Source organism: Sphingomonas sp. ABOLG (assembly GCF_003950435.1).
In the GTDB taxonomy this organism is placed as follows: domain Bacteria; phylum Pseudomonadota; class Alphaproteobacteria; order Sphingomonadales; family Sphingomonadaceae; genus Sphingomonas; species Sphingomonas panaciterrae.
On sequence record NZ_QQWW01000001.1, the window covers coordinates 50,238 to 62,865 of the forward strand.

Sequence of the window (12,628 nt, forward strand, 5' to 3'; positions counted from 1 at the left end):
GCGCTTTAGCCGCAGATGCGCAACAAATGGAAGAGCGTTAGGCGTTGCGCTGCACAAAGATTGCGCCGAGCTGTTCGCCTTCCGCCCATCTGTCGGTGATCAGAGCGCGACGTCGTAGGCGGCCGTCGTCTTCCCGGCGATCTCCTCTACGGTCACACCGGGCGCCAGCTCGACCAGCCGGAAGCGGCTCTGGTGATCCGGGCGCTGGAAAACGGCTAGGTCGGTGACGATCATGTCGACCACATTCCTGCCCGTCAGCGGCAGCGTGCATGCCGGGATGAACTTCGGACTGCCGTCCTTGGCGACATGCTCCATCACGACGATGATCTTCTTCACGCCAGCGACGAGATCCATCGCGCCGCCCATTCCCTTGATCATCTTGCCGGGGATCATCCAGTTGGCGATGTCGCCGTTTTCCGCGACTTCCATCGCGCCGAGCACGGTCAGGTCGATATGCCCGCCGCGGATCATCGCGAAGCTCTGGTCGGAGCCGAAATAGACGCTGCTGGGCAGCTCGCTGATCGTCTGCTTGCCGGCGTTGATGAGGTCCGGATCCTCTTCGCCCTCATAGGGGAACGGCCCGATGCCGAGCATGCCGTTCTCGCTCTGCAGCGTCACCGTCATACCGTCCGGGATGTTGTTGGCGACCAGCGTCGGGATGCCGATGCCCAGGTTCACATAATAGCCGTCGCGCAATTCCTTGGCGGCGCGCGCTGCCATCTGGTTGCGATCCCACGCCATCACTTCGCTCCTTGCATGTCGGTCCAGCGCTTCTCCGCCGGGAAGGTATCGTCCCAGCCGCTGCCGAGGCCGGTGCCGTAAACGGGGTTGGGGAGGATGAACCAGCTTCTGCCCCAGCGCGCCGCATAAGGGGGCGACGAGACGGCCACGCGCCGTGCTGCCGGTGTTCCCTCCAGCGCATCGGTGAAATCCCCGATCTGGTCACCGCCCAGCGCCAGCACGCACCAGCGCGCGGCGATCGCGCGACGACGGCCGTCCTTTGCGGACTTGCCGTCTGCGTCGCCCTTCAGGAACAATGTTTCGCCATGCACGAAGCTGCCGAGACCGGCGCGCGCCAGAGCGTCAGCGGTCTCCTTTGCGGCGGCGACATTGCGGTTGGTGTTGATGATCGGCGTCACGCCCATCGTGCGCAGCGCGGCGAAGGCGGCGGTGGCGCCCGGCACTGCGGCCACCTTGTCCGCGCCGCCCGATTCCCATCGCGCCCAGCGACCGGCGTCGAACGCCGCGCCGCTCACTGCGTCGTTATATTCGTAGCCGAGATTGAGGATCGCGGTCTCATCCATGTCGAACACGGCGGCAAAGGGCTTGTCGCCGCACGACGCGGCAACCGGCGCACCGTCGCCGGGCAGTACGATCGCCGATTCTGATGGACGTGGCCCGGCGACGCGCAGCCGGACATTGTCCACCAGCGCATTATAGGCCTGTTCGCTCAACGCTGCCGCCTCAGCCGAACCGTAGAGAAATTGCATGGCGCCGGGCACGACCGCCGGTCGGGCGCTACGCGACGGCGCCGGCATGGTCGCGCAGCCCGCCAACGATGCGGCAGCGGCAAGCGCCAGAACCTTCCTCACGCGGCAGTGCCGGTGGGGCGAGGACGGGTCATGCGGAATTCGATCTTCTTGTCGTAGGGTGCGCCGACGACCAGCCGGTTGACGTAGATGCCGGGGAGGTGGATCGCGTCGGGATCAAGGCTGCCGACGGAAACGATTTCCTCCACCTCGGCGACGCAGATGCGGCCGGCGGTCGCCATCGGCTGGTTGAAGTTGCGCGCCGTCTTGCGGAAGATGAGGTTGCCGCTCTCGTCCGCCTTCCAGCCCTTGATGATGCTGAGGTCAGCGCGGATGCCCCGTTCGAGGATATATTCCTCGCCGTCGAACACCTTCACTTCCTTGCCCTCGGCGACCAGCGTGCCGACGCCGGTCTTGGTGTAGAAGCCCGGGATGCCCGCACCGCCAGCCCGGCACCGCTCGGCCAGCGTCCCCTGCGGGCAGAATTCCACCTCCAGCTCGCCCGACAGATACTGGCGCTCGAACTCCTTGTTCTCGCCGACATAGCTGGAGATCATCTTCTTGATCTGGCGTGTGCGCAGCAGCTTGCCGAGGCCCTCGCCATCGATGCCGGCGTTGTTGCTGGCGACGGTGAGGTCCCTCACGCCGGACGCCTGCACCGCGTCGATCAGGCGTTCGGGAATGCCGCACAGGCCAAAGCCGCCGGCGCAGATCAACATCCCGTCATGCAGCAGACCATCGAGCGCCGCCGCGGCATCGGGATAGAGCTTGTTCATGAAACGCCGCCTCTTTTCGCTGGTTTGCGCCGGTTAGCGGCTGGGCGAAAGGGGTTCAAGGCGGCGGGCTCGGCGGGAATGCGGGGGCGAGCGGCGGCAAGAGCCAACCTCCCGGCGAGGCGCTCCGCCGGGCCATTGGCGTAGTGCCGCCCCTCGATCAGAAAACCGCGCGATCGACCCCAAGCGCGTCGGCAAGATCGGCCAGCGCCTGCGTCTCGTCGCTTACCTTGATCGCGTGAATGCCGAGCTGCGCAGCCGGCTTGCAGTTGATGCCGAGGTCATCGAGGTACACGCACTTGTCGGCTGGCTTGCCCAGCGTTTCGAGCATCATTTCATAGATACGCGGATCGGGCTTGCGGATGCCCACCTTGCTCGATTCGATCACATGATCGAACCGCGCCATGATCTCGGCGACCTTGGCTGCCTTTTCGGCGCTGCGCGACATGCCGGCACCTTCGCCAGCGGGCACATTGTTAGTGATGCAGCCAAGGCGATAGCCGTTGCGCTTCAGCCAATCGAGCGCGTGGACCATGCGGGGACGGATGTCGCCGGAGAGCAGGAGCAGGACATCCTCGCCGCGCAGTTCATGGCCCAGGGCGCGCGCTTCTTCGGCGAACTGCGCGTCGAAACCGGCAGCATCGATTTCCGCCCGCTCGAACAAGGCCCAGGCGTTTTCGTCCGGGTTGGTGGCGTTGATCTGCCGGATCAGATCCTCCGGCAGACCACGTTCGCGCTCCAGCCGGTTGAAGGCCTCGAAAGGCGAAGAGGTGATTACCCCGCCGAAGTCAAAGATCACGGTGTCGCGCATGAAGTGGTCCTTAAAGGTGGTCGAGATGTCCGAGGGGGCTGGCCAATCGCAAACGCCGCGTGCGGCGCTTATTTCCCGCGCGGCTGCGCGGCGAGGCGCGAGATGAGGACCGCGCTGCGCAGCGCCTGGCGCGGCAGGCTGGTGAGATCGACCCACTCGCCCACCGCATGCGCGCCGCCCCCGGCCACGCCCATGCCGCCTAACGTTACCGCGTCCGCGGCGACGAAGCTGGAATCCGCCGCGCCGCGCTTGGCGGGGTCCATTTCCAGCATCTCGGGCAGGCCGAGGTCGCGATTGACGGCGTTCAGCTCGTTCATCAGCGCGCGGTTGGCCGCGGTCGGCGGCATCGAGGGATAGCCTTCGAAGAAGTGGATCGACGCCTGGGTGCCGGGCAGGTGGCGGGCAACGATTGCCGTCATCGCCGCCTTTGCCTTGGCATCCTGTTCCGGCGTCAGGCTGCGCAGATCGCCGCGCACGACCGCCCGGGCGGGGATCACGTTGGTCTTGCCCTCCGCGGTGCCCTTCACGCCGGCATCGTCGAGCGCGGCGGGCGTGCCGCCGACGACGACGCTGGCATTGTAGGTGAGGTTCGGTTCCGCAAGCGTGCGGCGGAATTCGTCGAGGATGCGCGCCATCTCGTACACCGCGCCATAGCCCATCGACGCATTGAAGATGCCGCTGGAATGGCCCGTCTTGCCGGTGGTGACGAGTTCCCAGTTGGTCGAGCTTCGCCGCGCGGTGGTGGCATATTCCTGGTCGCCATCGCGGGCGACATTCTCATATTCCAGTGCGATGTCGGCCCATTTGCCGGCGTCGACGAGATCGCGGCGGGCGACGTCCAGCGGCGCGCCGGTCTTTTCCTCGTCGCCGGTCAGGACGATCTTGATATCGGCATTGCGCAGGGTTCCGGCGGCCTGCATCGCACGCAAGGCGGCGACGATCACGACCAGCCCGCCCTTGTCATCGCCAACGCCGGGGCCGGTCACGCGGTCGCCCTCCCGCTTCCAGCCGGTGAAGGGACTGTCGGGTTCGAACACGGTGTCGAGGTGGCCGATCAGCAGGATGCGCTTGCCACGGCCGTTACCCTTGTGGGTCGCGACGATGTGGCCTGCGCGGCCCGTCGCCGTCATGTCGACCCAGTCAACGGTGAAGCCAAGTGGCGCCAGTTCGGCGCGCATCATCTCGCCGACGGCCTTCACCCCGGCAAGGTTGAGGCTGCCCGAATTCTGCAGCACCAGCTTTTCCAGCAAGGCCTCGTGGCGCGGCGCTTCGCTCGCGACCACCTCCCCCATCCGCTTTTCCGGCGCGCTGGTGGCGGCGGTGGTGAGCAGGGCGAGGGCGGCAAGGGCGGTGCGCAGGATCATGCACGGCGGGCTAACAAAGCAGCCGGTCCGTGAACAGGGTGGGTGTATCAAATCGTTGCGTTACGGGGCGCAGATTGAACCCCCGGCGACGCTGCGCCATGGGAGGATTGCTGCACGGGTCGGTGCGGCAGTGGCGATCGGGCACCAAGCCGGACGCACCGCAGGAGACCGAACATGAATGTTGCCATCCTTGCCGGGCTGTTGCTCGGCGCGCCTCAGCCGGAGGCGCACCGTGTCGAGATTGATCATCAGGGCCAGCGGGTCGACGTGACGTACCAGAGCGCGACTGACGTCACCCATAAGCAGGTCGGCGCAGTGGGCGCCGCCGGCCGCGCCAGCACGCTGCGTTGCGTCTGGCGTGCCAACGTCAGCGTCGCACGCGAGGCGCGTAGCACGGCGGGCCATGTTCTCGCCCGCACGATCGCTGGCGATGCGCCGGTGGAGGGCAGCCGCGCGGGCTGGTGCTCGGCGCAGCGCGGCGCGATCGCGCAGGACATTGCGGCCCGCAGCGCAGATACGCGCGCGCATCTTCTCGCGGTGGCTGAGCGGGACCGTGAGGTTCTGGCGCTAGAGCTTGATACCGCCCATGCCGCGGGGCGCAGCTAAGTGCGCGCAGTCGGGATGATGGCGGCCGCCGGCCTATGTGCCCTGGCCTCGCCCGCGATCGCGCAGGTTGCGGTTGGCGGCAGTGTCGAGATCGCGACGGATGAGCGTCGTCGTGGCATCAGCTGGAGCGACGGAAAGGTGGCGCCCGCGGCGAGCGTGCGGGCCAGTGTGCCGTTCGGGCTGGACCTGGGCGTGCGGGCCACCGGCACGCGGGGCGACCCACGACATGGCGGCGCTGACGCCGTGTTCGACGTGACGGGCGGCTTCACGCGTGACATTGGCGGCGGGCTGCGGCTGGACGGTTTCGTCGCCGGGCACCTGTTTGCCGGGGCGAGGGGCGGCATGGACTATGTCGAGGGCGGCCTTGGCGCGAGCTATGCGCTGGGCCCGGCAGAGCTTGGCGTGGACGCGCGGTACGCACCCAGCCAGTCCGCGATCGGCGGCGACAATTTGTGGATCGGCGCGCGCGCGCGCGTGGGCGTGCCGGCGACGCCGTTTACCGTGAACGCCTCCGTCGGGCATTCGTCCGGCAGCGTGGATGACTGGCAGCGCGCGGCGCGGCTTCGCCCCGGCGGGAATTACACCGACTGGTCGCTGGGCGTCGACCATATCACCGGGCCATTCAGCATCGGCGTGCTGTACACCGGCACCGACATCGATGATCGCGTGTTCGCCTCCCCCTTCGCCAATCCGCGGCACACCGGCGACAAGGTGTCGGCACGGCTGGCGATCAGCTTCTGACAACAGGCGCCGGGAATTCAGCCCGCTGAAGCGGGGCTGCACCCCGGCGCAAAATTTCATGACGAGGTCTCTTTTCTTCCCCCGCTGAAACGGCAACAAAGCTGCAAAACACCGTGGGAGATGATGTATGAAGTCGCCAATCTGCGCGATGCTGGGAATCGATTTCCCGCTGCTCGCCTTCAGCCACTGCCGCGACGTGGTCGCCGCGGTCAGCCGCGCTGGCGGGTTTGGCGTGCTGGGCGCGACCGGGCACACGCTGGAAAGCCTGGAGACCGAGCTGGCGTGGATCGACGCGCATGTCGACGGCAAGCCTTATGGCCTCGACGTGCTGATCCCCGAAAATCTCGCGACCGGCGGTGCGAAGGGGCTGACCCGCGCGTCGATCATGGACAAGGTGCCGCCGCAGCACCGCGCCTTCGTCGGCGAACTGGCGGAAAAGCATCACTTCTCGTTGCCGCCCGAGCACCCTAACAGCGACGCACCGGCGCCGTTCGATCCCAATCTGGCGCTGGCGATGCTCGACGTGGCGTTCCGCCACCCGATCAAGCTGATCGCCAATGCGCTGGGCGTGCCGCCGCAGGCGATGATTGACATGGGGCGCGAGCGCGGCGTGCCGGTCGCGGCGCTGGTCGGGGCGAAGGAACATGCCCTACGGCAGGTGGACGCAGGCGTCGACATTCTGGTGGTGCAGGGCGGCGAGGCCGGCGGCCATTGCGGCGAGGTTTCTACCATGGTGCTGGTGCCCGAGGTGATCCGCGCGCTGGAGGCGCAAGGCAAGCGCGTACCGATCCTTGCCGCGGGTGGGATCATGACCGGCAGCCAGATGGCGGGGGCAATGGCGATGGGGGCCGACGGCGTGTGGACCGGATCGGTCTGGCTCGCGACGCCGGAGAGCGAATGTTCGGACGTGTTCCGCGAGAAGATGGTCGAGGCGACGTCACGCGACACGGTGCGGTCGAAGAGCCGCACCGGCAAGCCCTCCCGCCAGCTGCGCTCGGCATGGACCGATGCGTGGGAAGGGCCGAACTCGCCCGGACCGCTGCCGATGCCGTACCAGAGCCTGATCAGCGAACCTGCGATCCGCGCGTGCGATATCGCGGCGCAGAAAGGGGACCCGGCCGCGCGCGACATGGTGACGTACTTCGTCGGGCAGGGCGTCGGCCTTGTCGATCAGGTCCGGCCAGCGGGGCAAGTGGTGCAGGATTTCAAGCTGGAGTTCGCCGAGGCGATGGAGCGAATGATGAGACTGGTCGAAAGCTGAAACGATTGGTCGCATTCGGCCGCATCCTCGGCTGACCGTCAATCTTTGAGTAAGGTTCGCGTCGCCATGCCGGCCAGGCAACGCTGAGACTGGCGTGTGCACGGAGGATTTGGTTCGTATGCGCTTGTACCGGGCAAGCTCATTCATTTTCCCGCGAAGCTTGCAGCTGCGGATCTTTGCCGTCTGCTTCGTTGCGACTCATCTTCCGCTGCTCGGCTTCATCATCTGGGCGGCGGCGACGCACCGGCTGGATCTGATGGGGGTGTTGGTGGTCGTCGGCGCGACGGTGCTGGGACTGGTGCTGGCGCTGGCCGGTATCTTCGCGTTGCTCGCACCGATCCATCTTGCTGCCAAGGCGCTGAACGAGGCGGAGGAGGGCCAGGTGCCGAGCGTGCCGTTGGTATCGGGCAATGATCTGGTCGCGCGCCTGCTCGCCGGGATCAACCGCGCGGCGCAATCGACCGCCGAACGGATGCGGTCGCTTCAGCGCGACGCTGTGCAGGATCCGCTGACCAGCGTGCTCAATCGCCGCGGCCTGCTGGCGCAGCTCGACGCCATGCCCGAACATCATACCGCCGGCGCCCTGGCTTTGGTCGACCTCGACCATTTCAAGCTGGTCAACGACCTGCTTGGCCATGAGACGGGCGACCGGGTGCTGCACGATTTCGCGCACAGGCTGGTTGCCGCCGTGCGCCGCACGGACATGGTGGCGCGCTGGGGGGGCGAGGAATTCCTGATCTATTTTCCCGGTGCGACCGAGGCGGTGGCGCAGGCTGTGCTGATGCGGATCGCGGAGCGGCTGCGCGCCGATCCGCTGGCGCATGTCGGGGACCGGCCGCTCAGCTTCTCCGCCGGCACCACCGCTGCATCGCGCGGGACCTTCGACGAGGCGACGCGACGGGCGGACGCAGCGCTGTACGAGGCAAAACATCGCGGGCGCGCCCGCATTCTGAGCAGTGCGGAGCTGCGCATCTGACCAGCGCAGCGGCAGTCAGATGCCGTCGGGAAAGACCGTGTGGCCGGCCGCTTCCAGCGCGGCGGTCAGATCGGTGACACAGGCGTCGACGGCGGCAGGATCCGACGAGCGAACGACGAAGTTCGCGCCGGTGCGCCCCTCGCGAAAGAACGGGTAGCTGCCGATCGCGACGCCGGCATGGGTGCGTTCCGCCTGGCTGAGCACGTCCGCGATCTCGCTTTCCGCCACCCAGCAACCGATCTGCCGGCTGACGACGGGGCGGCCGCCCTCCAGCGTGCCGGTGAGCGAATCGAGCATTCCGGCCGTGATGTTAGGCACGCCCGCCATGATGAAGATGTTGCCGATGTGGATGCCCGGTGCACCCGACATGCGGTTTTCGATCAGGCTCGCACCCTCGGGCACGCGCGCCATGCGAAGCCGCGCATCGGTGATCCCGCCGCGCGATCCATAATAACGTTCCAGCACCGCCACCGCCTTGGGGTGATGAACGACGCCGACGCCAAGCGCCGTGGCGATCGCGTCCACCGTGATGTCGTCATGCGTCGGCCCGATGCCGCCGGTGGTGAACAGGTAATCGTTGCGCGCGCGCAGGATGTTGACCGCCTCGACGATCGCCTCCTGCCGGTCGGGCACCACGCGCACCTCAACCAGGCGGATGCCCTGGACGTTCAGCCATTGCGCGATCTGCGCGACGTTCTTGTCCTGCGTGCGTCCGGAGAGAATCTCGTCCCCGATCACCACGAGAGCGGCGGTCCAGATGCGTTCGCTGTTCATGCGGCACTGGCATAGCCTCGCAAAAGTGCGCCCGTCACGCTATATCCGCGGGCATGACCGAATATGTGACCGTGACCAGCGACGCGCCGCTGGGACGCAATGGAGCGATCAAGCTTCATGGACCAGAGGCCTTCGCCGGAATGCACGCCGCAGGGCGGTTGGCGGCCGAAACGCTCGACATGATCGTGCCGCACATGGTGCCTGGCGTGACCACGGCCGAGATCGATCGGCTGGTGTACGATTTCATCACCAGCCGCGGCGCGGTGCCGGCGACGCTGGGCTATCGCGGATACACGCACAGCTGCTGCATCTCGATCAACCATGTCGTCTGCCACGGCATCCCCAGCGACAAGACGCTGAAGTCGGGTGATATCGTCAATGTCGACGTGACCCCGATCGTCGATGGCTGGCACGGCGATTCGTCGCGGATGTACCTGATCGGTGACGTGCCGCTGAAGGCGCGGCGCCTGGTCGACGTGACCTATGAATGCCTGATGCTCGGCATCGAGCAGGCGAAGCCGGGCAACACGATGGGCGATGTGGCGCATGTCATTCAGCGCCATGCAGAGTCGCACCGCTATGGCGTGGTGCGCGATTTCTGCGGGCATGGCCTGGGTCGCCTGTTCCACGACGCGCCGGAAGTGGTGCATGTCGGGCGGCCGGGAACGGGGCCGGAGTTGAAGCCGGGCATGATCTTCACCATCGAGCCGATGATCAACATCGGGCGGCCCGACGTGAAGCTGCTCGACGACGGCTGGACGGCGGTGACGCGGGACCGGTCGCTGTCGGCACAGTTCGAACATTCGATCGGCATCACCGAGGACGGGTGCGAAATCTTCACGCTCTCGCCCGCCGGTCTGCACAAGCCGCCGTACCTTTGACCGGACGGTTGCGGCGCCATTCAGGCCGGCGCGCTGACTAAGATCACCTGTCCATTGTGACAGGTGATCGCCACTTCCCTTCCGAACCAACCTGCGTCAGTCTCCCGCGCCAAAGCCTCAGCAAGGGGCGGGGGAGAGGAACATGCGGCTTGGATATGCGCTGGTCGCGGCGCTCGCGCTGACGGCGTGCAAGGCGGCGACAACCACCGAAAATGCAGCCGATCGCAGCGCCGCCACCGGCGTTGGCAAGGTCGATGGCGCGCTTCTGACCACCGGCGGCGACGGCCGCGATTGGGCAATGGCCGGCTTCAACTATCAGGAACAGCGTTTCTCCCCGCTGACCCAGATCAACGCCGGCAATGTCGGTCAACTGGGCCTCGCCTGGTATGCGGACATGCCCGACGCGCGCGGTCAGGAGGCGACCCCCGTCGTCATCGACGGCAAGCTCTTCGTCACGGGTCCCTGGTCCAAGGTGTTCGCTTATGATGCGGGAACCGGGCAGAAATTGTGGGAGTTCGATCCCGGCGTCGACAAGGCGAAGGGTGTCGAGGCCTGTTGTGACGTGGTCAACCGCGGCGTCGCGGCATGGAAGGGGCGGCTGTATGTCGGCACGATCGACGGTCGTCTGATCGCGCTCGACGCCGCCACCGGCAAGCAGGACTGGTCGGTTCAGACGACCGACAATTCAAAGCCTTACACCATCACCGGCGCGCCGCGCGTGGTGAAGGGCATGGTCGTCATCGGCAATGGCGGCGCGGAGTTCGGCGTGCGCGGCTATGTCACCGCTTATGATGCCGGCACCGGCGCGAAGAAGTGGCGCTTCTACACCGTCCCCAACCCGACCGGTGCGCCGGACGGCGAGGCAAGCGACGCGGCGATGGCGAAGGTCGCGCCGACCTGGTCGGAGAACGGCCAGTGGAAGCAGTCCGGCGGCGGCGGCACGGTGTGGGATTCGATCGTCTATGACGCGGAGCTAGACCAGCTGTACCTCGGCGTCGGCAACGGTTCGCCCTGGAACCATGGTCTGCGGAGCGAGGGCAAGGGCGACAACCTGTTCCTTTCCTCGATTGTCGCGCTGAAGCCCGATACCGGCGAATATGTCTGGCATTATCAGGAGACGCCGGGCGAGACGTGGGACTTCACCGCCACCCAGCCGATCAACCTCGCCACGCTCAACATTGGCGGCAAGCAGCGCCGCGTGTTGATGCAGGCGCCCAAGAACGGCTTTTTCTACGTGGTCGATCGCACGAACGGGAAGCTGATCAACGCCGGCCAGTTCATCCCCGGCGTCAACTGGGCGAGCGGCTATGACCTGAAGACGGGGCGCCCGATCGAGAACCCGGAAGCGCGCTATTACAAGACGGGCAAGCCGTTCGTTGCGGTGCCGAGCGCCATCGCCGCGCACAATTGGCAGCCGATGAGCTTCAACCCGCAGGCAGGCCTTGCCTATATTCCGGCACAGATCGTCGGCTCGGCCTATCTCAACCCGTCGTCGGATCTGGATCAGGCGAAGCCGCTTGGCTTCAACGTCGGCCAGGATCTCGGCAATGCCATGTATCCGCGCGATCCCGCGGCGGTGAAGCAGGCGATTGCGGGCGCCACCGGGCGGCTCGTCGCCTGGGATCCGGTCGCCAACAAGGCGCGCTGGACGGTGAATTATCCGACGCCGTGGAACGGCGGGACGATGACCACCGCGGGCAATCTCGTCTTCCAGGGGACGGCGCTAGGCGAGTTCCGGGCCTATGCCGCGGATACCGGCAAGCAGCTCTTCACCTATCCGGTCGGCACCGGGATCATGGCCGGCGCCGCGACCTTCATGATCGGCAACGACCAATATGTCGCGGTGCTCGCCGGGCGCGGCGGCGCGTTGCCGCTGTCGATCGGCTATGCCATCGGCAAGGCCCGCGACGTGCCCAACGTGCCGCGCCTCTTGGTGTTCAAGCTCGGCGGCACCGCGAAGCTGCCGGAAACGAGCCCGCAAGATTCGACACCCGTGAACCTGCCCGAGAACAAGGCGACTCCGCAGCAGGTGGCGCAGGGCCAGGCGCTGTTCGGCCGCTATTGCCAGGTCTGCCACGGCGCGAGCGCTGGCGGCGGCGGCGTGCTGCCGAACCTGCAGCGTTCCGCGACGCTCGGCGATCCCGATACGTGGAAGGCGATCCTGATCGACGGGATGCTGAAGGACCGCGGCATGGTCAGCTTCGCCAAGGTGCTGACGCCCGAACAGGCGCAGCTGATCCGCCTCTATGTCATCGATGAGGCGCATTGGGCGCAGAAGAACCTGGCCGGTGCCACCAAGGCGGTGACGCCCCGGCCGGGCGCCGCCGCCTCTCCCGTACCGACGGGGGTTCGGTGACGGCGACCTGGTGATCGGCGCATGCATGGGTGGGCGCTGCCCTAGAAAGTGGCATCGCCCGCCGGCTGCCTGATTTTTGGGCGGCGCTTTCTCAAGGGAAGAAGGCGAGTCGCCACCTTGCCCTTCGCGGCCCCGGCTGGCACGTTCGATGCAAGCACCAGACACCGGGGCGAGGGTTCTAACCAGGGGTGGGCGTTTCCGCGTGAAGAAGATCGAAGCGATCATCAAACCGTTCAAGCTCGATGAGGTGAAGGAGGCGCTCCATGAGGTGGGCGTGTCCGGAATCACGGTGACCGAGGCGAAGGGGTTCGGGCGGCAGAAGGGCCATACCGAATTATATCGCGGTGCCGAATATGTCGTCGACTTCCTGCCCAAGGTGAAGCTCGAGGTGGTCGTCGAGGACGGCCTGGTCGAACGCGTGGTCGAGGCGATTGCCCAGGCCGCGCAGACCGGGCGGATCGGCGACGGCAAGATCTTCGTCATCCCGGTCGAAACGGCAATGCGCATCCGCACGGGTGAGCGAAACGACGACGCGATCTGAACCCTTAACAAACGG

Annotated in this window: 13 protein-coding genes; 7 read left to right on the forward strand and 6 right to left on the reverse strand. The window is 66.6% G+C overall.

Translation table 11 applies throughout. From position 1 onward, the window contains the following. Window positions 1-99: 99 nt before the first annotated feature. From CA236_RS00270 to CA236_RS00290, 5 genes are all read right to left on the reverse strand, one after another. Entirely contained in the window at window positions 100-741 is a 642-nt protein-coding gene (locus CA236_RS00270; RefSeq protein WP_125944105.1) for a CoA transferase subunit B, read from the reverse strand. Then, window positions 741-1,592 carry an HAD family acid phosphatase gene (locus CA236_RS00275; protein WP_125944106.1) on the reverse strand — a complete coding sequence of 284 codons (852 nt, stop codon included), beginning with the start codon at window positions 1,590-1,592 and terminating at the stop codon, window positions 741-743. The genes CA236_RS00270 and CA236_RS00275 overlap by 1 nt, the downstream gene beginning before the upstream one ends. Next, window positions 1,589-2,305, reverse strand: coding sequence for a CoA transferase subunit A (locus CA236_RS00280; protein WP_125944107.1), 717 nt, complete (start codon window positions 2,303-2,305; stop codon window positions 1,589-1,591). Before CA236_RS00280 ends, CA236_RS00275 begins: the two co-directional genes overlap by 4 nt. A 157-nt stretch (window positions 2,306-2,462) precedes the next feature. Further along, window positions 2,463-3,113, reverse strand: a complete 651-nt coding sequence (locus tag CA236_RS00285; protein ID WP_046409899.1) for an HAD-IA family hydrolase — start codon at window positions 3,111-3,113, stop codon at window positions 2,463-2,465. Between the two features lie 68 nt (window positions 3,114-3,181). Then, window positions 3,182-4,477, reverse strand: a complete 1,296-nt coding sequence (locus CA236_RS00290; protein WP_125944108.1) for a M20/M25/M40 family metallo-hydrolase — start codon at window positions 4,475-4,477, stop codon at window positions 3,182-3,184. Window positions 4,478-4,651: 174 nt separating this feature from the next. Between CA236_RS00290 and CA236_RS00295 the strand changes: the two genes are divergently transcribed. The 4 genes from CA236_RS00295 (at window position 4,652) to CA236_RS00310 (ending at window position 8,061) form a co-directional block, all read left to right on the forward strand. Continuing rightward, complete coding sequence (locus tag CA236_RS00295; RefSeq protein ID WP_125944109.1) at window positions 4,652-5,083, forward strand: hypothetical protein; 432 nt, start codon at window positions 4,652-4,654, stop codon at window positions 5,081-5,083. Further along, window positions 5,084-5,824: a TorF family putative porin gene (locus CA236_RS00300; protein WP_241212440.1), complete on the forward strand. Its 741-nt coding sequence runs from the start codon at window positions 5,084-5,086 to the stop codon at window positions 5,822-5,824. It begins immediately after the preceding gene. A gap of 127 nt (window positions 5,825-5,951) precedes the next feature. Continuing rightward, window positions 5,952-7,085, forward strand: coding sequence for a nitronate monooxygenase (locus CA236_RS00305; protein ID WP_125944110.1), 1,134 nt, complete (start codon window positions 5,952-5,954; stop codon window positions 7,083-7,085). Window positions 7,086-7,245: 160 nt separating this feature from the next. Further along, window positions 7,246-8,061, forward strand: coding sequence for a GGDEF domain-containing protein (locus CA236_RS00310; RefSeq protein ID WP_346962755.1), 816 nt, complete (start codon window positions 7,246-7,248; stop codon window positions 8,059-8,061). A gap of 15 nt (window positions 8,062-8,076) precedes the next feature. Here CA236_RS00310 and CA236_RS00315 read toward each other — a convergent pair whose 3' ends face one another. Then, window positions 8,077-8,835, reverse strand: coding sequence for a molybdopterin-binding protein (locus tag CA236_RS00315; RefSeq protein ID WP_125944112.1), 759 nt, complete (start codon window positions 8,833-8,835; stop codon window positions 8,077-8,079). A 53-nt stretch (window positions 8,836-8,888) separates the two neighbouring features. On the opposite strand from CA236_RS00315, the gene map reads away from it, so the two are divergent. From map to CA236_RS00330, 3 genes are all read left to right on the forward strand, one after another. Beyond that, the gene (map, locus tag CA236_RS00320; RefSeq protein WP_046409907.1) at window positions 8,889-9,716 is read left to right on the forward strand and encodes a type I methionyl aminopeptidase; all 828 of its coding nucleotides are present in this window, start codon (window positions 8,889-8,891) and stop codon (window positions 9,714-9,716) included. Window positions 9,717-9,858: 142 nt separating this feature from the next. Further along, window positions 9,859-12,072 carry a PQQ-dependent dehydrogenase, methanol/ethanol family gene (locus tag CA236_RS00325; protein ID WP_125944113.1) on the forward strand — a complete coding sequence of 738 codons (2,214 nt, stop codon included), beginning with the start codon at window positions 9,859-9,861 and terminating at the stop codon, window positions 12,070-12,072. A gap of 202 nt (window positions 12,073-12,274) precedes the next feature. Next, window positions 12,275-12,613, forward strand: coding sequence for a P-II family nitrogen regulator (locus tag CA236_RS00330; RefSeq protein ID WP_046409910.1), 339 nt, complete (start codon window positions 12,275-12,277; stop codon window positions 12,611-12,613). The last annotated feature ends 15 nt before the right edge of the window (window positions 12,614-12,628 follow it).

Excerpts from the sequence above, each read along its gene's own strand:
- CA236_RS00270 (WP_125944105.1), bottom strand. The coding sequence starts at position 741 with ATGGCGTGGGATCGCAACCAGATGGCAGCGCGCGCCGCCAAGGAATTG.
- CA236_RS00280 (WP_125944107.1), bottom strand. The coding sequence starts at position 2,305 with ATGAACAAGCTCTATCCCGATGCCGCGGCGGCGCTCGATGGTCTGCTG.
- CA236_RS00285 (WP_046409899.1), bottom strand. The coding sequence starts at position 3,113 with ATGCGCGACACCGTGATCTTTGACTTCGGCGGGGTAATCACCTCTTCG.
- CA236_RS00290 (WP_125944108.1), bottom strand. The coding sequence starts at position 4,477 with ATGATCCTGCGCACCGCCCTTGCCGCCCTCGCCCTGCTCACCACCGCC.
- CA236_RS00295 (WP_125944109.1), top strand. The coding sequence starts at position 4,652 with ATGAATGTTGCCATCCTTGCCGGGCTGTTGCTCGGCGCGCCTCAGCCG.
- CA236_RS00305 (WP_125944110.1), top strand. The coding sequence starts at position 5,952 with ATGAAGTCGCCAATCTGCGCGATGCTGGGAATCGATTTCCCGCTGCTC.
- CA236_RS00315 (WP_125944112.1), bottom strand. The coding sequence starts at position 8,835 with ATGAACAGCGAACGCATCTGGACCGCCGCTCTCGTGGTGATCGGGGAC.
- map (WP_046409907.1), top strand. The coding sequence starts at position 8,889 with ATGACCGAATATGTGACCGTGACCAGCGACGCGCCGCTGGGACGCAAT.
- CA236_RS00325 (WP_125944113.1), top strand. The coding sequence starts at position 9,859 with ATGCGGCTTGGATATGCGCTGGTCGCGGCGCTCGCGCTGACGGCGTGC.